The sequence below is a fragment of the Azospirillum endophyticum genome (genome assembly GCF_016595245.1).
Taxonomy (GTDB): domain Bacteria; phylum Pseudomonadota; class Alphaproteobacteria; order Azospirillales; family Azospirillaceae; genus Azospirillum; species Azospirillum endophyticum.
In genome coordinates this window covers 696874-721901 of the sequence record NZ_JAENHM010000073.1, presented here as the reverse complement: position 1 = coordinate 721901, position 25028 = coordinate 696874, and the positions used below count along the sequence as shown (strand labels likewise).

Below are 25028 nucleotides of genomic sequence, written 5' to 3'. Positions count from 1 at the left end.
TACGTCCAGTAAGGATTTCCTCCTCAACCAGCGTGGAGCGGGCGCGGTGCCGGCAAGAGAGCTTGACGTGAAGGGGCTGCATTGTCCGCTGCCCATCCTGCGTACCCGCGCCCTGCTGAACGGGATGGAGACCGGCGAGGAACTGGTCGTCCATGCGACCGACCCGGCCTCCGTCATCGACTTCAAGCATTTCTGCAACACGACCGACAACGCGCTGCTGTCGCACGAGACCAGGGTGGACGAGGTCCACGGAACGGTCTTTGTCTACCGCATCCGCCGCGGCGTTTGAGGCACCCGTCGCCATCCGTCCGCCGTTCCGCGAAAGGTTCCATCCCGATGCCGCTTCCCCTCGCCTCTCCGCCGCCGCTGCGCCCCGGCGCCGTGATCCATGGTCCCGGATCCCATGGAATCGACGCGTTGCTGGACGGGTTTGCGGCGGAACTGAAGCGTCGAGGCTTCCGCGTCGGCGGGCTGGTGCAGCGCAACCACGGACCGGGCGACGATTGTGCCGAGCGGATGGAGTTGGTCGATGTCGCCAGCGGCCGGGCCTATGACATCACCCAGAAGCTGGGGCGGGACTCCCAGTCCTGCCGAGTCGACCCGACAGGCGTGGCGGAGGCCAGCCAAGCGATCCGCAACGCCGTCGCCTCGGGTGTCGATCTGCTGGTGGTCAACAAGTTCGCCGGTCTGGAATCGCATGGCGACGGACTGTCGGACGAGATGCTGTCCGCGATCGCCGACGGCATTCCGGTGCTGACCAGCGTCGGCAGCCGCTATCTCAATGAATGGCAGACCGCCACCGGCGGCTTCTGCGACCTGCTTTCGCCGGTGTCCGAGGCGCTGTGGCGCTGGTGGGGTCCGCAGCGGATGTACCAGGATCTGGTCCAGGGTGTCGCCGACGCCGAGGTGCGCCGCGTCGTCACCGGCGCCAAGTGGGTGCTGGTGGAAACCGCCGACGGACTGGGAGTCGCCGCCCGGCAAACTCCGGCAGAGACCACTGCAACGGAGGAAGATCCGCGGCGTTGGACCGGCCTGTCCCTGCGCGACTTGGCGGCGATGGCAGCCCGGTCCTGGGATGCGGTCGAGATTGCAGTCGGCGTCGCGGCGCTGAACACCCATTACAACCGGCCCGACCTTGCCGGCGCTCCCGGCAACGGTCTCGACCTGTTCGCCTCGGTCGAGGGCCGGGTGGTGGTGGTCGGCGGCTTTCCCCAGCTTGCCCGCCGCCTGCCGCGCGCCCAGGTGATCGACATGAGCCCGCGGGAGGGCGAATACCCGGAAGCGGCCTGCGACTGGCTGCTGCCGGGCGCCGAGGCGGTGGCCGTCACCGCCTCGGCCTTCGCCAACCGCACGCTGCCCCGCCTGCTGCGGGTTTCGCCCGGCGCGACGGTGGCGATGATCGGCCCCGGCACGCCGCTGACCCCACGCCTGTTCGACTACGGCATCCACGCGCTGGCCGGCTTCGTCGCCATCAACCGCGAGGCGGTGGCGCGCACCATCGCCGCCGGCGGCGGATCGCGTGATTTTCACCCCTATGGCCGGATGGTCACGCTGCACCGGCCACCCCATTCTTAAACGAACAAGAATATCGGAGGAGTAGAGACCCCATGGCCGATCTGGACCATCAGACCCGCATCGAACTGGAAGCCGCAGCTTTCCGCGGCTTGGTCGAGCATCTGCGCAAGCGCACCGATGTGCAGAACATCGACCTGATGAATCTCGCCGGATTCTGCCGCAACTGCCTATCCAAATGGTATGCGGCCGCCGCCAAGGAACGCGGAGTCCAATTGTCCGACGAAGACGCCCGCATCGCCGTCTACGGCATGCCCTATTCCGAATGGAAGCAGAAGCACCAGAAGGAAGCCAGCGCCGAACAGCAGCAGAAGTTCGAGGACAGCAAGCCACTGCATGCGGAGATCAGCGGCCATCGTTAAGCCGCGGCTATAGGTCGCCGTCCCCTTCCCGTCCAATGCCGCACATCGGCCAGGAGGGGGGCGCCGGTTCAGGCGTTCACCGAGAAGGGTTGCGTCACCGCCTGGAACTCCGCCATCGCCTCACAGGCGTCGGAATGGGCGGCGAGCGCCGGCCAACGGGACCGATCGAAGACCTGAGGGTGGGCTTCGCCAACGAAGCGGAGGGCGCAGCCCGCGGCGATGTCGGCATGGCCGATGCGGTCGCCGAACCACCAGGGACCGGGAGCGGCGGCGCGATCGGAGTCCAGCATGTCGAGAACGGCACCGATCTGGCCGATGCAGCGTTCCACCCACAGGTCGGACCGCTCCTTGTGCAACACGCGCTCGTAGACGAGGCTGACGGCCTTGTCGGCCAGCCCGGTCGACAGCGCGCAGAGCTTCAAGGCCCGGCGGCGCTCCGGCCCCTGGCGGGCGATCAGGGCGCGATCCGCTCCGGCGACCTCGTCCAGATGGTCGAGGATGGCGCCGCTTTCGATCAGCACCTCGCCATCCTCCAGCACGAGGGTCGGCACCCGTTTCAGCGGATTGAAACGCGCGACTTCCGCAGCATCGGAAAAGACCGACCAGGGCCGGTGGTCGTAAGCCATGCCGTAGGCATGGAGAGCCACGGCGACGCGGCGTACGAAGGGAGAGTCGTATTGTCCGATCAGGATCATCGACGGTTTTCCTGCTGAATGCTGGAGATCCCATCCATCCTACTATGGATTTATCCCGAAGACGTATTCGTCCAACGCGCCTCAGTCCCGCACCACGATGGGAGTCAGATTGTAGCGGGTGGCGATGCTCTCCAGTCGCCCGTCGGCCTTGATCGCGGCGACGAAGGCATCGACCCGCTCCAGCCAAGCCGCGTCGCCGGGCGCCACCGCATAGCCATAGGGTGTGGGTTGAACCGGAACGTCGGGCACGATCAGGCGAGCCCAGGGATGGAAGGCCAGCATGCGCTGCCCATAGGGATAATCGGTCAGAAAGGCGTCGGCACGGCCGGACTGCACCTCCTCCTCCCGTTCCTGCGGGCGGTTCACGCCGACGATGCGGGCGGCCTTCATGGAGGCTCGGGCGTAACCGTCCATATAGGTGTCGCTCTGCACCGCCACGACATTGCCGATGCGGTCGAGATCCTCCCACCGCCGAACGGCGTCATTGGTCTGGGAGGTCACCGCATAGATGCCGCTGCGCAGGTAGGGCTGGCTGAAGGCGACTTGCCGCACCCGCGCCGGGGTGATGCCGATGGCGAACATGCCGATGTCGCACCGGTCGGCCAGCAGGTCGTCGATGAAGTGGGGAAAACTGCTCTCCACCACCGTGAGCCGGACACCGAGATCGTCGGCAAAGGCCCGAGCCAAATCCGCATCCAACCCCTCAAGCACGCCGGTGCGCGGATTCCGGAACGAGATCGCGTAGTAATCGGGCCAAATGCAGACACGAAGTTGCTTATTCTCCGCAATTTTCTGAAGTCTTCCATCTTCTGCCAAGGCAGCGCTCATGGCATAATTAGATAGAGCCAAAAAAAACGCCGAGCAGATCGCCCAAAAAATCCGCGTTGCCATTGGTCACCTTCCGTTAACCAATCTTCCATATCTTCGAATATCGAGCGTATAACTGAAAAGCCATATCAGCATCTTACCATCAACCGAGCCAGGTCGACAGCGAATGCTTGGCGTTCAGGACGTCCAACTGCTAATGTTCCAGCCAAGAGCTTCGACCATAGCCGACACCCAGCGCTTTCATCCGACTGCGATCCGGTCACGGTTCCGCATCGGATCCGTGCAATCCGCCGCTTTGCCGCTCGACCACCCCTGACAGTCCGGAATGCAGCCCTGTCCCCGTCCTCAGCAAAAGCGGCTTTGAAGGGTCTTTTCGAAAGGCCGGGCGGCATCTTCGCCTTCGCCCTTCTGGCAGTCCTGACCCTGCTGGTCAACCAGGGGCAACAGCTGATCGCGGGCCGTCAGGATGCTCTGGAGTCGGCGGACGCCAGCCTCGCCAACCTTGCCGCGGCTCTCGAAGTGTCGACCACCCGCACGGTGCAGTCGGTGGATGTGACACTATCGTCCATCGTCGAGTCGCTGTCCGATGCCAACTGGACTGGCGACGACGGCGCGTTCGATTCGGATGCGACGGCAATGCTGACCGACAGGCTGCATCATTCGCCGCATCTGCGCGGGCTGACCCTGCTCGACCGCACCGGTCGCATCCTCGCCAGCACCGAGGGGGCACACCCTGCCGACGCCCACCTGACCGAGTTGGACGTTTTCCGCCTCCAGGCGGCAGGTCAGGGAAACGGACTGGTGATCGGCGATCCGCGCCCTGGACGCAGCCTGATCGACGCTGCCGCCGGCGAGGAGCGCTCGGGGCGCTGGCTGCTGCCGATGAGCCGCGCCCTGCGCAACCCGGAAGGCACGATGCAGGCGGTCGTCGTCGCCACCGTCAATCCGGACTATTTCCAAGGATTGTACCGAGCGGTCCAAGGCGGAAACATCGTCCGCGTGGCCGATCGCATCGCGCTGTACCGCTATGACGGTACATTGCTGACCGTCCAGCCGCAGGCGGGGGACGAGATCGCCAGATCCTTCGCTGCGACCCCGCTGTTCCGGCAACAGTTGCCGCAAGCCGAATACGGCGTGTTCCGTCACCCCGGAACGGATATCGGTGCCGGTCCGGAAACGCGCATCGTTGCCTACCGCACGACGCCGGTCTGGCCTCTGGTCCTGACGGTCAGCGTGCGGGAAGACGCGGTGCTGGCCGCCTGGCGCGCCAATCTGCGGACGACGATGCTGCTGTCGGCGGGAATGATCCTGCTGCTGTGCCTGTTCGGTCTGCTGCTGGCCCGCTCGCTGACGGCGCAGCGTCGGCAGGGAAAGGAACTCGAGGAGACCAACGCCCGCCTATCGGCGATCGTCGACACCGCGGCGGAAGGTATCGTCACCGCACGCCCGGATGGCGTGATCGAGGCCGGGAACCCGGCCGCACATGCGATCTTCCGCTGCACGCCGGGCGAACTCGTCGGCCGGTCGGTGGTGGATCTCCTGCCGGTGGAAAGACGTGCCGATGCCGCCCGGGCGCTGGACGGGATCGCACATCGGCGCCACACCATGGATCCCACCGCCCGCGGCGAAACCATCGCCCTGCGTCCGGCGGCGTCCGGCGTTATCGGAGAAACCGAGAGCTTCCCGCTGGCCTATTCCATGGCGTTGGTGAAAACCGCGGCCGGGCCGCTCTATGCCGCCATCCTGCGCGACCTGACGGAGGAGAAACGACTGGAGCGGACGCTGCGCGACGCCAAGGAGCGGGCGGAGGACGGCCAGCGCATCAAGATGGAATTCCTCGCGACCATGAGTCACGAGATCCGCACGCCGATGAACGGCGTGATCGGGATGGCCGGGCTTCTGCTCGACACGAGGATGGAAGCGGAGCAGCGCGCCTATGCCGAGACGATCCGCGATTCCGCCGAATCTCTGCTGGTCATTATCAACGACATCCTCGACTTCTCCAAGATCGACGCCGGCCGGCTGGACCTGGAGATCGGAGAATTCGAACTGGTGCCGATGGTGGAAAGCGTGGCGGAGATCCTTGCGCCGCGCGCCGCGGCCAAGGGGCTCGACCTCGCCAGCTTCGTACCGACCGAACTGCGCGGCCCGTTGTCGGGCGATGCGGGACGGCTGCGGCAAATACTGCTGAATCTTGCCGGCAATGCCGTGAAGTTCACCGATTCGGGAAGCGTCACCATCCTGCTGAGCGAGGAGCGGCCTGCCGCCGGCGATACGCGTTCCGACAAATCGGACAACGATGTCTTCGTCAGGTTCGAGGTCCGCGATACCGGCATCGGCATTCCGGAGGAGGAACGTCCACGCCTTTTCGCCATGTTCACCCAGGTCGATTCCTCCCCTGCCCGGCGCCATGGCGGCACCGGGCTCGGACTGGCGATCTGCAAGCGGCTGACGGAACTGATGGGCGGCCGGATCGGGATGGACGGCCGGACGGGGGAGGGAAGCGTCTTCTGGGTCACCGTGCCGTTGAAGCGCGGTGCCGGCGGCGCCCATCCGCCCGTTCCGGCGGGCGAATGGGCCGGGCGCCGCCTGCTGCTGGTCGACGATACCGCCGTCAACCGCGACCTGCTGACCAGGCAACTCGACGGCTTCGGCATCCTGACCGAGACGGCGGAAAACGGGGAGCGGGCACTGGACCGTTTGATCGCCGCCGCCCGTGACGGCGTGCCGTTCGACGCCGCGATCCTGGACCATCGCATGCCGGGCATGACCGGACCCGAGCTGGCACGGCGCATCCGCGCCCTTCCGGAACTGACCGGCATCCGGCTGGCCCTCGCCTCCTCCCAGAGGCTGGAGGGACAGGAACCGGAACGGGCACCGGTGGATGCCGACCTGCCCAAGCCGATCCGGTTCAGCTCCCTGTGCCAATGCCTCGCCCGCTTGCTGGAACCGCAATTCGTACCCTCGGCCAAATCGCCGGCAGCCACCCTGGCATCCTGGCCGCATGTCGTGCCGGAAAGCGGGACCGCCGACGGCGCGGTTCCCATCCCCATCCGCCTGCCGATCATTGGGAAGGCCGGCGTGACGGCCGAGATGGTGCCCGCTGAACAGCCGGAGGCAAAGCCGCGCGCCCGGGTGCTGGTCGCCGAGGACAATCCGGTCAATCAGCAGCTGACGCTGGCCTTGCTGCGCCGCGCCGGCCATGGCGCGGAAGCCGTGTCGAACGGCGAGGAGGCGGTGGAGGCGGTGATAGCCCGGCCCTACGACCTCGTCCTGATGGACGTCCAGATGCCGGTGATGGACGGGCTGACGGCGACCCGCCGGATCCGCCGGCTGTCCGGACCGGCCGCGCGCGTTCCTGTCGTGGCGCTGACGGCCAACGCCATGCAGGGCGATGCCGCCCTCTGCCTGGAAGCCGGCATGAACGATTACCTGTCGAAGCCGATCAACGCCCGCAAGCTGCTGGATACCCTTGCCCGCTTCGTTCGTCCAATCCCGGACGCTGCCGAAGCTGCCGGACGGCCCCCTGGACCGATGCCGCCGCAGGCGGAGCCGGCCATCGTCAATGCGGAGAAGATCGACGAACTGCGGGACGCGCTGGAGAAGGATGGATTTGCCCTGCTGCTGGAAACCTTCTTCGCCGAGAGCGGGCAGCATCTCGACCGGCTGTGCAAAGCCCTCGCGCGCAACGACTGCGACGACATCGAACGGGAGGCTCATATCCTGAAGGGCTCAGCCGCCAATGTCGGCTTCGATCGGCTGGCCGCCACAGTCGATCATCTGGTCGCCGCCGCCCGCCGCCGCGACCACGAAGCGCTGACCGTCGCCGCGGGACAGCGGGTCGCCGACGAACTGTCCGGCGCAAGGAACGCCGCGGCAGCGCTCGACGGGATCGCCGGCTGACTGACCGACCGACCGGCCGGACGTTTGGATCGGATCACGATGCTGCGACGCGATGCCGCCGGAGATTGTGCGATGGCCCCCTTTTCAGTAAAATGCCGTGGATGTTCCGATCGCGCATCCCGAACCGCCGGAGTACATGCCGACCATGGCCGATGCCGTCACCGCTCTGGTCGTCGACGACGAGGAGATGACCCGCGCCATCGTCGCCGGTTATCTTTCCCGCATCGGCTATCGGACCCTTGAGGCCGAAACCAAGGCGCAGGCGTGGGAGATCCTGTCGGCCAGCGGATCGACGATCCACGTCGTGCTGCTCGACCGGCGGCTTGCCGATGGGGACGGGCTGGAACTCTACGAACAAATGAAGCGGGAGCCGCATCTGGCCGATATCCCGGTCATCATCCAGACCCTGTCGGACAGCGGCGCGGACATTGCGGCGGCCATCCGCGCCGGCGTCTTCTATTACCTCGTCAAACCCTATGACGGCGCCCTGCTGCGCTCCGTCGTCCGGGCGGCGGAAGAGACGACGGGACGGCTGAAGAGCCTGCAGGGCGACCTGCGCTCACGGTCCGACGCCATCGGGTTGCTATGCGACGGGCTTTTCCGCTTCCGCACCCCGCAGGAAGCGCAGAATCTCGCGATCACCCTCTCGCCGATCGCCACGACCGGCCACAGCCTGACCTTCGGGCTGTCGGAAATCCTGATCAATGCGGTGGAGCACGGCAATCTCGGCATCGGATTCGAAGCAAAGGGCCGGCTGAAGGCCGGCGGCCTGCTGACGCGCGAGATCGAGGCCCGGCTGGCCTCGGCCGAGCACCGCGACAAATTCGCCACCCTGCATGTGGAACGCAGCGACAGCCGCGTGATCTTCACCGTCACCGACATGGGGACGGGTTTCGACTTCGACCGCTACCTGTCGGTCGATGCCTCGCAATCGAACGCCACCCATGGCCGCGGCATCGCGCTGGCCCGCATGGTCGGGTTCGACCAGTTGACCTTCGTCGGCAACGGAAATCGTGTGATCGGCATCGTCGATCTCGATCGGACGCCGGACAGCCGAGCCGACTGATCCCCAAACTGACGGATCCGGGACACCGCCGGCTCGCAACGTCGTGCAACGGTCTCGCGGATGGCCGTACTTCACCCACCGCCAACCGGAGGCTCACATCCCGGGTTCGAACACCACAACGCGGTTGCGACCGAGATGCTTGGCCCGATAGAGCGCAAGATCGGCCCGGTGTATCGCACGTTCCAGCGTGTCGGTGGCGCCCTCCAGCCCGGCGATGCCGATGCTGGCGGTCAGGCGGAAGGTCCCTTCGGGTGCCTCGATCGGCATGCGGGCCAGATGGCGGCGCACCCGTTCTGCCACCACACGGCTCTCCTCCGCGGTGGCGCCGGGCAGCACGACGACGAATTCCTCCCCACCCAGCCGGCCGAGAACGTCGTATTCCCTCAGGATGGCCTGACAGCCGGCCGCCACCATGCGCAACGCATCGTCGCCGGTGGCATGACCGAAGGTGTCGTTGATCCGCTTGAAATGGTCGACGTCCAGGACGAAGATCGACAGAGGCTCGTGGAAGCGGTGGGCACGGGCCACCTGGGCACGCGCCATGTCCATGAAGAAGCGGCGATTGTAGATGCCGGTCAGCGGGTCGCGCGATGCCATGTCGCGCAAGGCCTCTTCCATGCTGCGGCGTTCCGTATAGTCGTAGATCCAGGCCAGATTGACCGGCATACCCTGGATCACCGCCTGATTCACCGTGAACAACGTCCAGAAGGGAGAGCCGTCCGCCCGCTTGAACTGGACCTCCATATTGGTGACGCCGCCGCCGCCGCGCAGCCGTTCCAGCACGCGCAGGCGCTGGTGGCTGTCCAGGTAATAGTCGCGGGCGCGGCTGCCGATCAGCTTTTCCCGCGACAGGCCGATCAGTTCGGCGAAACGGGTGTTGACGAAAATGATCCGGCCGTCGTCGCGGCGCGACACCGAAACGCCGATGGGGCTCTGTTCGAGGATGGCCTCCAGCCGCTCTTCGTGCGGGCGGGATTCGGTCAACTCGTGGATGGCGCCGACGATGCCCGCAGGCTTGCCTGATCCGTCGCGGAAGGCGGCCTTGGTCAGGTTGACCATCCGCATCGCCCCCTCGGCCGTGCAGATCGGCGCTTCGTAGTGGACGCTGCCGTCACGCTCCAACAGGTCGCGGTCGTGTCCGACATGCTCCTCGGCAATGTTCGGGCTGGTGAGCGCGAAGGTGGTTCGCTGCAGCATCTCGTCCCGGCTTATGCCGGTGAGGCGGGCGAAGGCGTGGTTGACCGCGATGTACTGACCGGCGGCGTCCTTGACGAACAACGGCACCGGTGAAGCCTCCAGCAGGGCGTCGACCACCGGCATCTCGTCTTGCGCGGCACTCCCACCCGCACTCTCGCCCGCCGGCCGAGCCTGCCGAAACACCGAATCGACGTCGGTCACCGTCAGCAGCCGCAGCCGATCCGTCGCGCTTTCGGCGTCCATATCCAAAGGCGCCAAGGTCCAGGGTGCCTCGTCCACCGTCACCCAACGGGTGGAACCGTCATTGCGCACCGCCCGGCAGGCCGGCGTCGGGTCCTCCGCCGCTTCACCGGCCCCCTGGAGGTCGAACCCGAACTCGCGACAGCTCCGCCCCGGCAGTCCACCCTGCTCGCAGCCCAGCAGGTCATGCAGAGCCGGGTTGGCTTGGAGGATGATCCCCGACGCCGTGACGATGCAAACCCCGACCGGAAGACGGTCGAAGAGCGATGGCGCGGCATCCCGCTCGTCATGCAGACCACGGCCTGAGATCATCGCCATGCAACCCGGAACCGGCATGGCCAAGAGTTTCCCATAGAGCTTCGTACCCCCGCAACGCCGGCATTTTCCGACGAGGTCGAACTGGTTAGAACAGACTTCTAAAACAGGTTGAGTGTATAAAATTTTTCACGATTGTTCAATACGCTGACATTCCATGCCTGGCTTCGCCTTGCCGTCATCCCTGGACCAATGCGGCTTCAAGGCGCCGCCACGCCTGGTCGGATGGCGGCAGTCCGAACCGCAGCCAGTCCGGACGATGCTCGAATCGGCGGACCAGGATTCCGGCGTCCCCCAATGCACGATAAAGCGCAGGCGCCCGCGGGCTCTCGACCAGGCGGAACAGCTCGGTGCCGCCGACGACGCGCAGCCGGGCTTCCTCCAGCAGGCGGTCCAGTTCCGCCGCGGCGATGGCCAGGCGGCCGCGCGTCGCCGCGATCCAGTCGCGGTCGCCCAACGCCGCGGTGGCGACGGCCAATCCCGGTCCCGACACCGCCCAGGGCCCGATGGCCTCGCGCAAGGACGCCGCCAGTTCGGCGGAAGCCAGGACGATTCCCAATCTCAGCCCCGCCAAGCCGAAGAACTTGCCGAAGGAGCGCAGGATCACCAATCCCGGCCGGCCGGCATACGCGGCGACGCTGTCCTCGGGCCGCATGTCGGCGAAGGCCTCGTCCACCACCAGCCAGCCGCCACGCGCCGCCTGCCTTTCCGCCAGGTCCAGCAGCAAGGAGGAAGGGAGGCGGCGCCCATCGGGGTTGTTGGGATTGACGACGACCAGGACATCAGCCTCCTCCGCTTCCCCCACCATCCTGACGTCATGGCCGGCCAGTGCCCAGCAGCGGGCATGCTCCCCATAGGTCGGCCCCCAAACCGCCACGCGGCCGGCACCGCGCAGGCGCGGCAGCAACTGGATCAGGGCCTGCGATCCCGACGCCGCGGCGACCAGATCAGCCGAGGGCGCCCCATAGCAGGCGGCGGCGGCCAGAAGCAGCACTGCCTCCTCGCCCCGGCCGGGCAGCCGGCTCCAGGCATCCTGCGGTATCGGCGGCAGCGGATAGGGCCACGGATTGATGCCGGTGGACAGGTCGACCCATGGTTCCGGCGCACCGGGAAACGCGGCGCGGGCACCGTCCAGATCGCCGCCATGCAGGATGGCCCCGCCCGCGGCGACCGCCTGTCCGGTTTCCCGATTCCGGGCGTGCCGCTCCTCCATCCCCCGTTCCTCCGCCACGCGCGGCTTGGTCGCCGGGCTGTCTTCGGCCATGATCGCGCCTCTTCCTTCTCACCGTCGCGCGGCCAGCGGGCCGCCCCATTGCCTGGAACGCCCCTCCCGTGCCGCTGCATCCCTTTCTGCTCGCCGCCGCGCTCGTCATCGAAGCGGCGGTCGGGTATCCCGATCCACTCTACGCCCGTATCCGTCACCCGGTCGTGTGGATCGGAGCGCTTATCGCCCAGCTCGATGGCGCGCTCAACCGCCAGGTTGACGGCTTCGGTCGCCGCAAGGCATCCGGCGTGCTGGCGGTGGCGGTGCTTCTGCTGACGGTGGGCGGGGTTGCGGCGGCGGTCGCCTGGGCCTGCGGGCTGTTGCCCTTCGGCTGGCTGATCGAGGCGGTGCTGGCCTCCACCCTGCTGGCCCAGCGCAGCCTGCACGACCATGTCGCGGCCGTGGCGAAGGGCTTTCGCACCGGCGGGCTGGAGGACGCCCGCAAGGCGGTATCGATGATCGTCGGCCGCAATCCGGCGACGCTCGACGAACCCGCGGTCTCCCGCGCCGCCATCGAAAGCCTCGCGGAGAATTTCTCCGACGGGGTGGTGGCGCCGGCCTTCTGGCTGCTGGTGGGCGGGCTGCCGGGGCTGGTCCTCTACAAGGCGATCAACACCGCGGACAGCATGATCGGCCATCGCACCCCGCGGCACGAGGCCTTCGGCTGGGCGGCGGCGCGGCTCGACGATCTGGTCAATCTGCCGGGGTCGCGCCTGACCGCCCTGCTGCTGGTGGGAGCCGCCCGGATGACGGGTGGGGCCGACGCCCGGCAGGCCTGGAGTTCGGTCCGGCGGGATGCACACCGCCACCGCTCTCCCAATGCCGGCTGGCCGGAAGCGGCGATGGCCGGGGCGCTCGACCTGCGGCTGGGCGGGCCGCGGGTCTATGGCGCGACCCGCATCGAGGATGTCTGGCTCGGCGCCGGACGCACCGCCGCGACGCCGGCCGACATCGGGCGGGCGCTGGCGCTCTACCGCCGTGCCTGCGGGCTGCTGATCGCGGGCGCACTGGTGCTGGCCCTGCTGGGGTGATCGCTCAACCCCGCCCGGCCCGTCGCATCATCAGCGACAGGCGCCGGCCGACGCGGCGCCCGAAACGGCGAAGACCATCGAGCAGGCCACGGGCGGCGCGGACGGCGGCGGTCTCCTTCAGCCAGGCGAGCCAAGCCGTCACCCGCACATACCCCCAGGCGAACCAGCCGATGGTCAGCAACTTCGGCTTGGCGACGTGGAACAGGCGCTCCACCAGGGTGATCTTGATCAGTTCCGCCCCGACGATCACGGCCACGCCGGCCATCGGGCGCCCGGTGGCGAACAGCCAGGCGCCGACCGGCTTCGCCGGCTCCAGCACGGCCAGAGGCACCAGAACGAGGATCAGCGACGGGTAAGGCCGCAGCCCCGCGACCCATCGGCCGAGTCGCGAAAACAGCGGTAGCCGAGCAATCCGGAGAACCGCCGGCCGCACCACCCAATAGGCCAGCGCGTCCAGGACGAAATAGCCGACCGCGAACACGGTGGCGACCGGACGCAACAGCCGGATCAGGAGCCGGCGCGGCTGCATCGGCCCATCCGTCGGGGCGGTCCGGTTCCGTGCTCGGGGAGGAGGAGAGCTGTTCATTCGAGATATCCCGACGGATGTCCTAGGTCCCTGTCTACCACCAAGGCAAGCCTTTCGTTTGCGGGAAGAGGCTGGCACCTTCACCGGAATTGTTATTCCGCAAGCATGATCGATCCAGCTCCCTCCGCCGACGCCTCCACACAACAGCCGAATCCACCGTGCCTGGCCATTACGACCCTCTTCTTGTCGCACTGTCCTATGTGATCGCCGTGTTCGGCGGTTATGTGGCATTGGATCTCGCCCAGCACACCCGGGGCGGTACGGACGGCCGGTTCTTGGGAACGGACCTGCGCGGTTCCGGCAGCCGGGCTCCGGGCGACGGACGGCGGCTGGCCGGTGCGGCGCTGGCATTGGGGGCCGGCATATGGTCGATGCATTTCATCGGAATGCTGGCCTACCGGAGCGACATACCGATCAGCTACGACGCCGGGCTCACGGCGCTGTCCTTCCTGCTGGCCGTCGCCGTTTCGGGCGCCGGCCTCTTCTCGGTGGCCTGCAAACGGCCCCGCCGTTTCACGCTGCCGATAGCGGGAACCCTGACCGGGCTCGGCATCGTCAGCATGCATTATGTGGGAATGGCGGGCATGCGCATGGACATGGATCTGTCCTACGACGTCGGTCTGGTCGCCGCCTCGGTGATCATCGCCATCGTCGCCTCCACCGCGGCTTTATGGCTGGCCTTCCGGACCAGCCGTCCCCTCCAGCGCGCCGCCGGCGCCGTGCTGCTCGGGCTGGGGGTGGTGACGATGCACTACACCGGCATGGCCGCAGCCGGGATGGAGCCGCTGACCGATCTGGGCGCCGCAACCATCAGCGGCGCGGACCTCCATCGAAGCATGGCCAGCCATACGGCGACTGGCCCCGGACGGGGAATCGCGCTGTCCACCCCGCTGCTGGCGATCATGACGGGTCTCGGGACGCTGCTTCTGCTGTCGCTGGCGATGCTGTCCTCCATGCTCGACCGCCGCCAGCGGGCAGAGCATTCGGCGGAACAGGAGGCACGCTATCGCGCCATCGTCGATACCGCGGTCGACCCCATCCTCCTGATCGACGACCAGGGCACCGTGGAATCCTTCAACCGCGCCGCGGAGACGACCTTCGGCTATCGGGCCGACGAGGTGATCGGACGCAATGTCAACATGCTGATGCCCGAGCCCTACCGCAGCGCCCATGACGGCTATCTCGACCGCTACGGCCGGACGGGAGAGCGGCGGATCGTCGGGATCGGCCGCGAGGTGGAGGGGCTGCGCAAGGACGGATCCACCTTCCCGCTCGACCTGTCGGTCGGCGAGTGGCATGTCGGCAAGCGCCGCATGTACACCGGCATCATGCGCGACATCACCGCCCGCAAGGCGGCGGAAGAGGCGATCCTGCGGGCCCGCGACGAGGCCGAGGCGGCAAGGGTGGAGGCGGTGAAGGCCCGCGACGATGCCCAGCGCGCCGACCGCGCCAAGACCAAGTTCCTGGCCGCCGCCAGCCACGATCTGCGCCAGCCGCTGCAATCGCTGTTCTTCTTCGCCCATGCCTTGTCGGACAAGCTGGAGAACCATCCCACCTCCCCGCTGCTGGCCAGCATGACCGAGTCGCTCATCGGCCTGCGGGTGATGCTGGACAGCCTGCTGGACGTCTCGCGCCTGGACGCCGGAGTGGTGAAGCCCAGCGTCACCGACTTCGCTCTCGGTCCGCTGCTGGAGCGTCTGGCGGAGGAATACCGCGTCCGCGCCACGGAATCGGGGCTGGTGCTGCGCCATGTCCCGACCTCCGCCTGGACCAGCAGCGATCCCGCCCTGCTGGAGCGCATCCTGCGCAACCTGATCGAAAACGCCATCCGCTACACCGAACACGGCGAGATCCTGGTCGGCTGCCAGCATCGCGGCGGCAACCTGCGGCTGGCGGTGCTGGACCAGGGCATCGGCATCCCTGCAGACAAGACGCAGGACATCTTCCAGGAATTCATCCAGCTCGCCAACCCGGAGCGCGACCGGCGCAAGGGGCTCGGACTGGGGTTGGCCATCGTGCGGCGGCTGGCCGGTCTGCTGGAGCATGGGGTGACGGTCCGCTCCACCCCCGGCCGGGGGAGCGGCTTCTTCCTCGATCTGCCGGCCGCCGTGCCGCGGCCGATCCCGAAGCCGGTGCGCTGTCCGGTTGAATTGCCGGATGCCAGGGGGCTGATCGTGGTCGTCGACGACGACACCATCATCCTGCTGAGCATGCGGGCGATGCTGGAGGAATGGGGATACGAGGTGGTCGCCGCCGTGTCGGCCGACGAAGCGATCGCCTCGCTGCTCAATCTCGGCCGCCAGCCGGCGATGATCGTCGCCGACTATCGCCTGCGCGAAGGCCGGACCGGGGTGGAGGCGATCCGCGACATCTACGGCGTCTGCGGCGTGCGTGTCCCTGCCGTGGTGCTGACCGGCGATACCGACCCCGCCCGCATCGCCGAAGTCCAGCGCAGCGGCCACCGCCTGATCCACAAGCCGGTCTCCGCCCCGATGCTGCGCGAGATCCTGAACACGGCCGCGTAGGGCGCTTTCCCGCTTCCGCCGCTGCGGCAGGCCCGGCGGCGGAAAGAAAAAGGACTCGGCTCCACCGATGCAACCCTGGACGGGCCGGCGGCCGGGAGACTAGCATCCGCCACCCGAACGAGCCCCTGGCGGCCCCCGCCCGTCGCCGCCCCCTTCTCTCTCACGGACCGTGATGCTGCGCCGTTCCCTGATCCGCGCCGGCGAGACCTGCGCTTTCCATCTCCGCGCCGCCCTGGCGCGTGCGTTGTCCCGCCCCGCCCCGCCTGCCGCCCCCCCGCCCCCCGCCGGTTACCCGGCCCCGCCATACCAGACGCAGCAGACGCTGCCCCAGTATCCGGGCGCGCCCTACCCCGACACTCCCTATCCGCAGGCCCCGCAGCAGGCGGGACAGCCCTATCCCTATCCGCAGCAGCCGATGCCGCCCTACGGCGGGGCTCCCCACGGCTTGCCGCCGCAAGGCGCTCCCCCCTACGCACCGCCGCCGCAGTTTCCTCCGCAATCCCCGCCCCCCAATCAGCCGCCGAGCCGTCCGCGGTTCCGCCTGCCGCGCGGCCGCTGGGGCAGGGTCGCGGCGGCCGCAGGCGTGCTGGTGCTGCTGCCTCCGGCGATGCTGCTCGGCGCCTATTGGTGGATGCAGGCGCAACAGCCGCGGACCAGCGGCTCGGTCGCCATCCCCGGCAACGGCGCCCCGGCTGAAATCGTCCGCGACCGCCAAGGCGTCGTCCATATCTTCGCCGCGACCGAACGCGACGCCTACCGCGCGCTCGGCTACGCCCACGCCCAGGACCGGCTGTGGCAGATGGAGACGATGCGCCGGGCCGGTGCCGGCCGGCTGGCCGAGCTGGTCGGCACGAAATACGGCGACTTCGCCCTGCGCAGCGACCGGCTCATGCGCACGCTGGGCGTCCGCCGCGCGGCCGAGGCGATGGAAGCCACCCTGTCGCCCGAAGCCCGCTCCGCCTTCGAAGCCTACGCCGACGGCGTGAACGCCTATCTTGTCACCCGGTCCGAGGGGCTGCCGGTCGAATTCCAGCTTCTGCGCCACACGCCGGAACCCTGGACGGTCGCCGACAGCCTGGTCTGGGCGAAGTTGATGGCGTTGCAGCTCTCCGCCAACTACCGCGACGAGCTGTTCCGCTCCCGATTGCTCGAGCGGCTGTCGCCGAGCCAAGTCGACGACCTGTTCCCGTCCGACGCCCCCGGCTCTCCCACCACGCTGGCGAGCGACCTGCGCGGCATGGATTTGCGGGAAACGGTGCGCCGCACCCTGGCGGCATTGCCGCGGATCGGCTTCGATACCGCGTCCAACGAATGGGCGCTGACCGGCGCCCGCACCACCACCGGCAAGCCGATCCTCGCCAACGACCCGCATCTGGGGCTGGAGGCGCCGATCCTCTGGTACCTCGCCCGCATCGTGACGCCCGGTTTCACCGTCACCGGCGCCACCGTGCCGGGCGTGCCGCTGACCATCCTCGGCCACAACGGCAAGATAGCCTGGGGCTTCACCACCACCCATGGCGACACCCAGGATCTGTTCGTCGAAAAGCCGGACCCGCAGGATCCCGCCCGTTACCTGACCCCCGACGGCAGCCAGCCCTTCGAGACCCATGCCGAGACCATCGCCATTGCCGGCGAGGCGTCGCAGCCCCTGACGGTGCGCAGCACGCGGCACGGCCCTATCCTCTCCGACCTGGATGCTGCCCCGGCCGGCGGCCCGCCGGCTCCGATGCTGGCCCTTTCCTTCCCCGGGCTGGCCGACGACGACACCAGCGCCGAGGCTCTCTACCGCCTGAACCATGCCGGTTCGGCGGAGGGCGCGCGCGAGGCGCTGCGCCTGCATGTCGCCCCGCAGCAGAACGTCGTCTATGCCGACGTGACCGGGGAGGTCGGCTTCATCACCACCGGCCGGGTGCCGATCCGCCGCAAGAGCGATGGGCGGGTGCCGGTTCCCGGCTGGACCGGCGAGTACGACTGGACCGGCTTCCTGCCCTACTACGCCCTGCCGCAGGCGGTGAACCCGCCGTCCGGGCAGTTCGTCAATGCCAACAACGCGGTGGTCGGGCGCGACTATCCCTATCGCCTCGCCACCGAATGGCCGGATCCTTCCCGCGCCAAGCGCATCGTCGAGATGCTGGGCAACGGGCGCCATTCCGTCGAGGACGCGGCGCGCCAGCAGATGGACATCGTCTCCCTGCCCGGCCGCGATTTCCTGCCCGAACTGCTGAAATACCCTGCGCCTCCCGGCCTCGCCAGCGACGCCGCGGCCCTGCTGCGCGGCTGGGACGGCCGCATGGACCGCGACCGGCCGGAGCCGTTGATCTTCACCGCCTGGCTGCGGGAACTGGTGCGGGCGGTCTTCGCCGACGAGTTGGGACCGGACTTCGCCTCCTACTGGGAACTGCGGCCGGAGGCGCTGCGCCATGTCCTGAACGAGCGGCCGGAATGGTGCGACGACATCACCACCCCGCAGAAGGAAAGCTGCGCCGACATGGTCGGCCGCTCGCTGGAAGCGGCGGTGGCGATGCTGGCCGAACGGCACGGCTCCAGCCCGAAGGGCTGGCGCTGGGGCGACGACCACAGGGTGGCGCTGACCCACCGGATGCTGAGCCGGCTGCCGCTGATCGGCGGCAAGGCCGACCTGTCGGTCGAAACGGACGGCGATTTCTTCACCGTCAACCGCGGATCGACCGCGACCCGCGATCCGGCGAACCCCTTCAGCCATGTCCATGGCGCCGGGTTCCGCGCCGTCTACGACCTGGCCGACCTGGACAACTCCCGTTTCGTGATCGCCACCGGCCAGTCCGGCAACATCTGGTCCCGTCATTGGGGCGATCTGGTCGAGCTGTGGCGCGACGGCGGTTCGTTGCGTCTGGCCGGCGACCGTGGCACGCTGGTCTCGGCAGGGGCGGAGGTGCTGACACTCACACCACGCAACACCGGGACAAGCACGAAATGACCATAACTCTGGAGGATGTGCGCGCCGCGGCGGCGCGCATCGCGGGGCACCTGCCCCGAACGCCCACGGTACCGGCGCCCCGCCTGGGGGACATGGCGGGCTGCCGGATGCATGTGAAGCTGGAGAACCAGCACGCCACCAGCTCCTTCAAGGAGCGCGGCGCGCTGAACAAGCTGCTGTCGCTGGGCGAGGCGGAGCGCCGCGCCGGCGTCATCGCCATGTCCGCCGGCAATCATGCCCAGGCGGTGGCCTGCCATGCCACGCGGCTCGGCATCCGTTCCACCATCGTCATGCCCGCCTTCACCCCCTTCACCAAGGTGGAGCGCACGGAGAATCTCGGCGCGACCGTCGAACTGCACGGCGAGACGCTGAGCGAGGCCGCCGCCTTCGCCCATGAGCTGGCGGTTCGCGACGGGCTGACCTTCGTCCATCCCTACGACGACCCGCTGGTCGCCGCGGGCCAGGGCACCGCGGCGCTGGAACTGCTGGAGGACGTGCCGGATCTGGACGTGCTGGTGGTCCCCATCGGCGGCGGCGGGCTGATCGCCGGCATGGCGACCGCGGCCAAGGCGCTGCGGCCGGACCTGGAGATCGTCGGGGTGCAGTGCAGCCTCTACCCCGCCGTGCGGCAGGCGCTGGCCGGCCAGCCGATCACCTGCGGCGGCGCCACGGTGGCGGAAGGCATCGCGGTGAAGGCACCCGGCGCCCTGACCCTGCCGATCATCCGCGCGCTGGTCGATGAGGTCGTCGAGGTGGGCGAGGCCCGGCTGGAGGAAGCGGTCTACCGCCTCGCCACCGTGCAGAAGCTGGTCGCCGAGGGGGCCGGTGCGGCGGCGCTCGCCGCCGTGCTGGAACAGCCGGAACGCTACCGCGGCCGCAAGGTCGGCATCGTGCTGTCGGGCGGCAACATCGATTCCCGCATCATGGCGCAGGTGCTGATGCGCGGGCTGGTCTACGAGGGCCGCATCGTCCGCCTGCGCATCGGCATCACCGATGCCCCCGGCGCGCTGGCCCGCGTCACCCGCCTGCTGGGAGAGGCCGGCGCCAACATCGTCGAGGTCCACCACCAGCGCCTGTTCCACAATGTGCCGGTGAAGATGGCCGAGGTCGACGTCGTGCTGGAGACCCGCAACCAGACCCATGTCGACGCGCTGATCGCCCGCATGAAGGACGCCGGTTACCCGACCAGCCTGATGGTGGAGGTGGGGTAGGGCCCCACTCCTCAGATGCTGTAGTTGTCGGCGATCTCCGACCGCAGCTGCTCCACCTGATCGCGGAACACCGATCCGTCCCGGCCGGCGCTGTTGCGCACGTCGCGCACCACGCGGGCCGGGGTGCCGCCCAGCACGATGATGCGGTCGGCCAGATGCACCGCCTCTTCCAGGTCGTGGGTGACGAACAGCACCGTCTTGCCGGTCTCCTGGTGGATGCGGCGAAGCTCGTCCTGCAGGTTGTGACGGGTGATGGCGTCGAGCGCGCCGAAGGGCTCGTCCATCAGCAGGATGTCGGGGTCCACCGCCATGGCGCGGGCGATGCCGATGCGCTGGCGCTGGCCGCCCGACAGCTCATAGGGCCAGCGGCGGGCGTAGCCGTCGAGCCGGACCAGCTTCAGCGCCGCCTCCGCCCTGCTGCGGCGCTCGTCGCGGCTGACCGGCAGGCCCTCCAGCCCGAACTCCACATTGCGGATGACCCGCCGCCAGGGCAGCAGGCGGGAATCCTGGAACACCAGCCCGACCGGGCGATGGCCGGGGCGCTGGTCCTGATGGATGGTGACCCCGCCGCCGCGGGCGCTGTGCAGGCCGGCGACGACCCGCAGCAGGGTGGATTTGCCGACGCCGGACGGGCCGACGATGGCGACGAAGCTGCCGCGCTCGACCGACAGGTTGACGTCGACCAGCACCGGCGGCGCATCCCTGCCATAGCCGATCGATACGTCCTCAAGGTCGATGACCGACGCGGTGGAGGTCTTGGGGAAGGTCACCGCTGCCATGAGAGCACCCGAGACTGAACTTGCATGAACAGGAAGTCCGACACGCCGTAGAGCAGCGCGATGGTGACCATGTAGAGCACGACGATGTGCGTCGCCAGCAGGCCCGAGGCCTCCATCATCCGCATGCCGAGGCCGGAGATGCCGAACAGTTCCGCCGCGACGACGGTCATCCAGCCCTGCCCCAGCCCGGCGCGGACGCCCGACAGGATACCGGGCAGGGCACCCGGCAGGATGATCTTGAACAGGCGCGGGATCAGACCGCCCTGGCCGAAGGCATAACCAAGCTCGATCAGGTCCTTGTCCACCCCGCGCACCGCGGCATAGCTGGCGTAATAGTTGATCCAGAACACGGTCAGCGAGATCAGGAAGGACGCGGCTCCCTCGCTGACGCCGAACCAGATGATGGCGAAGGGGATCCAGGCGATGGCCGGGATCGGGCGCAGCATGCGCACGACCCAGGCCTGGAAGGCGTCCCACTTGCCCCACAGCGCGGCGGCCGTGCCGAACGACACGCCGAGGAAGGTGCCCAGCGACAGGCCGACCAGGTAATGCGACAGGCTGGCCAGCACCATCGCCTGCCAGATGCCGCTCTTGAACTCGGTCAGGAAGGCGGCGGGCACCGCGCTCGGCGACGGCAGCAGCCGGGCCGGCACGACGCCGCTGCGCGCCACCGCTTCCCACGCCAGCAGGAAGACGATGACGCCCAGCGCCGACAGGGCGATCTTGTTATAGGTCTTCATCGGCTTGTCGATGTCCCTGGCCCGGCCGGCTTACTTGGCGGCGGCGTCGTAGAAGCTGAAGTCGAAGGCCTCGGCGACCGGAACCGTCTCGGTCGCCGAGCCGATTTCCTTGGTGTAGGCCATCATCTGCTCGACTGCCGGAACGACCTTGTGCGGATCGGCGACGAACTTCGATCCCGGTCCCTTGAAGGCTGCCTCCAGCGTCGCCGGCTCCATCAGTCCCTTGCCCAGATAATTGTTCACGATCTTGGCGGAGCCGGCCGGATCCTTGGCGATCAGGTCGACCGCGCGGATATGGGCCTTGACCAGCGCCTTGATGGCGTCGGGGTTCTTCTTCAGCACTTCGGCGCGGGCGGCGACGACCGTGCCGGGCTGGTCCGGGAACATCTGGGCGCCGGTGGCGAGCAGGGCGACGTTCGGGTCCATCTGCTGGGTGACGGTCACCGTCGGTTCGCGGATGGTGGCGGCATCGAGCGCGCCGGCCAGCAGGGCCTGCTGCGTCTTCTCGATGCCCATCGGCACCAGTTCGACGTCGGCCGGATCGACCTTCACCACCTTGAACAGCCAATGCTTCAGCACGGTGTCGGGGACCGAGCCCGGCGGCTGGGTGCCGATCTTCGGCTTGCGGCCGGTGTCGGCAGCGAATTTCTTGAAGGACTCGGCGGTCGGGGTGGCGCCCATCGCCTTGGCGAAGGGACCGCGCGCGGCGACCACCATCTCCTCCACCGCCGAGTTGGCGATGACCGAGATGTCGACGCCCTTGGTGCGGGCGACCAGGACCGGAGCGACGCCGGCATAGAGCAGGTCGATCTTGCCGGCCGCCATCGCCTGGATGGCGTGCGGACCGGATTCGAAACGCGTGAGCTTCAGTTCGATGCCCGCGTCCTTGGCCCAGCCCTGCCCATCGACGATGAACAACGGCGACGCCGCCAGGATGGGGATATAGCCGATTTCCAGCTTCACCGGATCGGCGGCGCGCACGGTGCCGGGCATGGCGGCGGCAGCCGACGCCAGGACGGCCAGAGCGGCAAGAGTGGAGCGGCGGGTCAAGCGGAGCATCGGATCGTCCTCAACTGGGGTTCCGACGCTATTTAGCACGGTTGTACAGACAGAGAAGAGGGATTTTCACATAACAGGGGAAGGGAATTCACAATATAGCGATTTTCTTTTGTTGTTTATGGCCGCCGATCCGCTGGAATGCCACGTAAATCATGGGTTCGGCAAGGTATCCGCGGTCCGGCTCAGCTCTCCGTCAGCAGGTAGAGCGACACGCAGCAGAGCGAAACGCCCACCATAAGGATCGCCACCGCGATGCGTGTCCAGAGCGTGATGTGCGAATCGAACGGTTCGGAGAGATCGTCGTCGTCCATGGCCCGACTTCCGGCGCTGGGGGGTGATCCGGCGGAGGGAAACCGCCGGATCCGGGTGACGGCAAGCGTTAACGGCGCCGTGTTGCAGCGGTGTGTCCCACGGATGGTCTTTTGTAACGGTTGGTAACCGCATCGGCCGCCGGCAGCCCGTCACAGCCCCTCGACCACGATCATCTTGAAATCGGCGGCCTCGCGCCGCGCCTCGCGTGCCTTGCGGTATTCCGGGCTGTCGTAAAAGGCCTTGGCGGTCTCCATGTCCGGGAATTCCAGAATGACGACACGGTTGGGCTGCCACTCGCCTTCCAGCACCGCAGTCTCGCCGCCGCGGCTGAGGAAGCGTCCGCCGTTCCTGGCGATCGCATCGGGGGTCAGCGACTTGTAGACCTCATAAGCGACCGGATCGGTCACGCGCACGTCGGCGATGATGTAGGCGGCCATGGTTCCGCATCCTCTCTTGTCTTTTATCCCTGCCCAAAGGAAACGGGCGCGGAAAGCCTTGCTCCCCGCGCCCGTTCCGCTCAACGGCTTCCGGTCAACCGCGATGGAAGCCGGTCAGGCTTCCATCGCCTTGACGACCTCTTCGGTGACCTTCTTGGCGTCGCCGAACAGCATCATGGTGTTGGGACGGAAGAACAGCTCGTTCTCGACGCCGGCGTAACCGGCGGCCATGCCGCGCTTGATGAAGAACACCGTCTTGGCCTTCTCCACATCCAGGATCGGCATGCCGTAGATGGGAGAGGTCGGATCGGTCTTGGCGGCCGGATTGGTCACGTCGTTGGCGCCGATGACGAAGGCCACGTCCGCCGTGCCGAAGTCGCGGTTGATGTCCTCCAGCTCGAACACCTCGTCGTAGGGAACGTTGGCTTCGGCCAGCAACACGTTCATGTGGCCGGGCATGCGGCCCGCCACCGGATGGATGGCGTATTTCACGTCCACGCCTTCGTGCTTCAGCACGTCGGCCATCTCACGCAGGGCATGCTGGGCCTGGGCCACCGCCATGCCGTAGCCGGGGACGATGATCACCGACTGGGCGTTCTTCATGATGTAGGCGGCGTCCTCGGCAGAGCCGGCCTTGACCGAGCCCTGCGGACCCTTGGCGGGACCGCTGCCGGCAGCGGCCTCGCCACCGAAGCCGCCGAGGATGACGTTGAAGATCGAGCGGTTCATGCCCTTGCACATGATGTAGGACAGGATGGCGCCCGAGGACCCCACCAGCGCGCCGGTGATGATCAACAGGTTGTTCTGCAGGGTGAAGCCGATACCGCAGGCCGCCCAGCCCGAGTAGCTGTTCAGCATCGAGATGACCACCGGCATGTCGGCGCCGCCGATCGGCAGGATCAGCAGGAAGCCCAGCGCCAGCGCCACCAGGATGATCAGCCACATGGCGGTGGTCGAGTTCGACTGGACCAGCCAGATGATCAGGATGACGGTCAACACGCCGAGCGCCGCGTTCAGCGGGTGCTGCATCGGGAAGACCAGCGGCTTGCCGGTGACCAGCCCCTGGAGCTTGGCGAAGGCGACGATCGAGCCGGTGAAGGTGATCGCACCGACCGCGGTGCCGAGCGCCATCTCGATCAGCGAACCCTTGGCGATGGCGCCGGGCAGGCCGATGCCGTAGGCCGCCGGCGAATAGAAGGCGGCCAGCGCGACGAAGACGGCGGCGAGGCCGACCAGCGAGTGGAAGGCGGCGACCAGCTGGGGCAGCGCCGTCATCTCGATCTTCTTGGCGACGACATAGCCGATGGCGCCGCCGATGGCGATGCCGAGCACGATCATCCAATAGGACTGGACGATGGGCGAAGCCAGCGTGGTCAGGATGGCGATGGTCATGCCGACCATGCCGTAGATGTTGCCCTGGCGCGAGGTCTCGGGGCTGGACAGCCCGCGCAGCGCCATGATGAAGCAGATGGAGGCGACGAGATAGAGAAGGGCCGACAAGGTTTCCATGGTCTTACTTGCCCTTCTTCTTGAACATGGAGAGCATGCGCTGGGTCACCAGGAAGCCGCCGAAGATGTTGACGCTTGCCAGGATGACGGCGAGGAATCCCAGGACCTTCGAGAAGTCGAAGCCGGCGGGTCCGGCGGCGACCAGGGCGCCGACGATGATGACCGACGACACGGCATTGGTGACGGCCATCAGCGGCGAGTGCAGGGCCGGAGTGACGCGCCAGACGACGTAGTAGCCGACGAAGCAGGCCAGCACGAGCACCGTCAGGCCGGTGACGAAGAAGTTGCCGTGGCCGCCGGCGGCTTCCACGACCGGCTGGGCCGAATGGGCAACCTGGGCGGCAAGCTGGTCGGCCTGCTGGCTCAGCGCCGCGAGGTTCGCCTTGAGCTCGGCAATACGGGCGGACAGTTGGATCTGATCCATTGCGATAAGTCTCCTCG

At 67.8% G+C, this 25028-nt stretch carries 21 protein-coding genes; 9 read left to right on the top strand and 12 right to left on the bottom strand.

Translation table 11 applies throughout. The features are described 5' to 3' along the window. The first annotated feature begins 67 nt into the window (after positions 1 to 67). Genes JHL17_RS30240 through JHL17_RS30230 form a run of 3 tightly spaced genes read left to right on the top strand, consistent with a single transcriptional unit; the run spans position 68 to position 1934 of the window. Complete coding sequence (locus tag JHL17_RS30240) at positions 68 to 289, top strand: sulfurtransferase TusA family protein (RefSeq protein ID WP_345773907.1); 222 nt, start codon at positions 68 to 70, stop codon at positions 287 to 289. A 47-nt stretch (positions 290 to 336) separates the two neighbouring features. Next, entirely contained in the window at positions 337 to 1575 is a 1239-nt protein-coding gene (locus tag JHL17_RS30235; RefSeq protein ID WP_200198311.1) for a DUF2478 domain-containing protein, read from the top strand. A gap of 32 nt (positions 1576 to 1607) precedes the next feature. Continuing rightward, complete coding sequence (locus JHL17_RS30230; protein ID WP_200198310.1) at positions 1608 to 1934, top strand: DUF1244 domain-containing protein; 327 nt, start codon at positions 1608 to 1610, stop codon at positions 1932 to 1934. Positions 1935 to 2002: 68 nt separating this feature from the next. On the opposite strand, the gene JHL17_RS30225 is transcribed toward JHL17_RS30230, so the two are convergent. Further along, a complete protein-coding gene (locus tag JHL17_RS30225) occupies positions 2003 to 2629 on the bottom strand; it encodes a glutathione S-transferase family protein (protein WP_200198309.1) in 627 nt (208 codons plus the stop codon). Between the two features lie 81 nt (positions 2630 to 2710). After that, on the bottom strand, positions 2711 to 3457 hold the full coding sequence (locus tag JHL17_RS30220) for a substrate-binding periplasmic protein (protein ID WP_200198522.1): 747 nt from the start codon (positions 3455 to 3457) through the stop codon (positions 2711 to 2713). A gap of 360 nt (positions 3458 to 3817) precedes the next feature. Between JHL17_RS30220 and JHL17_RS30215 the strand changes: the two genes are divergently transcribed. Further along, a complete protein-coding gene (locus JHL17_RS30215; protein WP_247893894.1) occupies positions 3818 to 7360 on the top strand; it encodes a response regulator in 3543 nt (1180 codons plus the stop codon). A gap of 97 nt (positions 7361 to 7457) precedes the next feature. Further along, the gene (locus tag JHL17_RS30210; RefSeq protein ID WP_345773906.1) at positions 7458 to 8426 is read left to right on the top strand and encodes a response regulator; all 969 of its coding nucleotides are present in this window, start codon (positions 7458 to 7460) and stop codon (positions 8424 to 8426) included. 93 nt (positions 8427 to 8519) lie between these two features. On the opposite strand, the gene JHL17_RS30205 is transcribed toward JHL17_RS30210, so the two are convergent. Continuing rightward, a complete protein-coding gene (locus tag JHL17_RS30205) occupies positions 8520 to 10181 on the bottom strand; it encodes a diguanylate cyclase (RefSeq protein ID WP_200198308.1) in 1662 nt (553 codons plus the stop codon). A gap of 175 nt (positions 10182 to 10356) precedes the next feature. After that, the gene (gene cobD, locus JHL17_RS30200) at positions 10357 to 11442 is read right to left on the bottom strand and encodes a threonine-phosphate decarboxylase CobD (protein WP_200198307.1); all 1086 of its coding nucleotides are present in this window, start codon (positions 11440 to 11442) and stop codon (positions 10357 to 10359) included. A 68-nt stretch (positions 11443 to 11510) separates the two neighbouring features. On the opposite strand from cobD, the gene cbiB reads away from it, so the two are divergent. Then, positions 11511 to 12473, top strand: a complete 963-nt coding sequence (gene cbiB, locus JHL17_RS30195) for an adenosylcobinamide-phosphate synthase CbiB (RefSeq protein WP_200198306.1) — start codon at positions 11511 to 11513, stop codon at positions 12471 to 12473. Positions 12474 to 12477: 4 nt separating this feature from the next. Here cbiB and JHL17_RS30190 read toward each other — a convergent pair whose 3' ends face one another. Then, entirely contained in the window at positions 12478 to 13002 is a 525-nt protein-coding gene (locus JHL17_RS30190; RefSeq protein WP_247893893.1) for a hypothetical protein, read from the bottom strand. Between the two features lie 215 nt (positions 13003 to 13217). Here JHL17_RS30190 and JHL17_RS30185 point away from each other — a divergent pair, with 215 nt between their 5' ends. The 3 genes from JHL17_RS30185 to JHL17_RS30175 all read left to right on the top strand — a co-directional run bounded on the left by JHL17_RS30185 (position 13218) and on the right by JHL17_RS30175 (position 19751). Beyond that, on the top strand, positions 13218 to 15584 hold the full coding sequence (locus JHL17_RS30185) for an MHYT domain-containing protein (protein WP_200198304.1): 2367 nt from the start codon (positions 13218 to 13220) through the stop codon (positions 15582 to 15584). A 172-nt stretch (positions 15585 to 15756) separates the two neighbouring features. Further along, entirely contained in the window at positions 15757 to 18540 is a 2784-nt protein-coding gene (locus JHL17_RS30180) for a penicillin acylase family protein (RefSeq protein WP_200198303.1), read from the top strand. Beyond that, positions 18537 to 19751 carry a threonine ammonia-lyase gene (locus JHL17_RS30175; protein WP_200198302.1) on the top strand — a complete coding sequence of 405 codons (1215 nt, stop codon included), beginning with the start codon at positions 18537 to 18539 and terminating at the stop codon, positions 19749 to 19751. The genes JHL17_RS30180 and JHL17_RS30175 overlap by 4 nt, the downstream gene beginning before the upstream one ends. 11 nt (positions 19752 to 19762) lie before the next feature. Here the strand turns inward: JHL17_RS30175 and JHL17_RS30170 are convergent, their stop codons facing one another. The 7 genes from JHL17_RS30170 to JHL17_RS30145 form a co-directional block, all read right to left on the bottom strand. Continuing rightward, positions 19763 to 20530: an ABC transporter ATP-binding protein gene (locus JHL17_RS30170; protein ID WP_200198301.1), complete on the bottom strand. Its 768-nt coding sequence runs from the start codon at positions 20528 to 20530 to the stop codon at positions 19763 to 19765. Next, positions 20518 to 21270 carry an ABC transporter permease gene (locus JHL17_RS30165; RefSeq protein WP_200198300.1) on the bottom strand — a complete coding sequence of 251 codons (753 nt, stop codon included), beginning with the start codon at positions 21268 to 21270 and terminating at the stop codon, positions 20518 to 20520. Before JHL17_RS30165 ends, JHL17_RS30170 begins: the two co-directional genes overlap by 13 nt. A gap of 30 nt (positions 21271 to 21300) precedes the next feature. Continuing rightward, on the bottom strand, positions 21301 to 22329 hold the full coding sequence (locus JHL17_RS30160) for an ABC transporter substrate-binding protein (protein WP_200198299.1): 1029 nt from the start codon (positions 22327 to 22329) through the stop codon (positions 21301 to 21303). A gap of 182 nt (positions 22330 to 22511) precedes the next feature. Next, complete coding sequence (locus tag JHL17_RS37780; RefSeq protein ID WP_282189380.1) at positions 22512 to 22640, bottom strand: hypothetical protein; 129 nt, start codon at positions 22638 to 22640, stop codon at positions 22512 to 22514. A gap of 150 nt (positions 22641 to 22790) precedes the next feature. Continuing rightward, positions 22791 to 23078 (bottom strand): DUF1330 domain-containing protein, encoded by a 288-nt coding sequence (locus JHL17_RS30155; protein WP_200198298.1) that lies wholly within the window; start codon positions 23076 to 23078, stop codon positions 22791 to 22793. Between the two features lie 114 nt (positions 23079 to 23192). Then, entirely contained in the window at positions 23193 to 24587 is a 1395-nt protein-coding gene (locus JHL17_RS30150) for an NAD(P)(+) transhydrogenase (Re/Si-specific) subunit beta (RefSeq protein WP_200198297.1), read from the bottom strand. Positions 24588 to 24591: 4 nt separating this feature from the next. Then, the gene (locus JHL17_RS30145) at positions 24592 to 25011 is read right to left on the bottom strand and encodes an NAD(P) transhydrogenase subunit alpha part 2 (protein WP_200198296.1); all 420 of its coding nucleotides are present in this window, start codon (positions 25009 to 25011) and stop codon (positions 24592 to 24594) included. Positions 25012 to 25028: the final 17 nt, after the last annotated feature.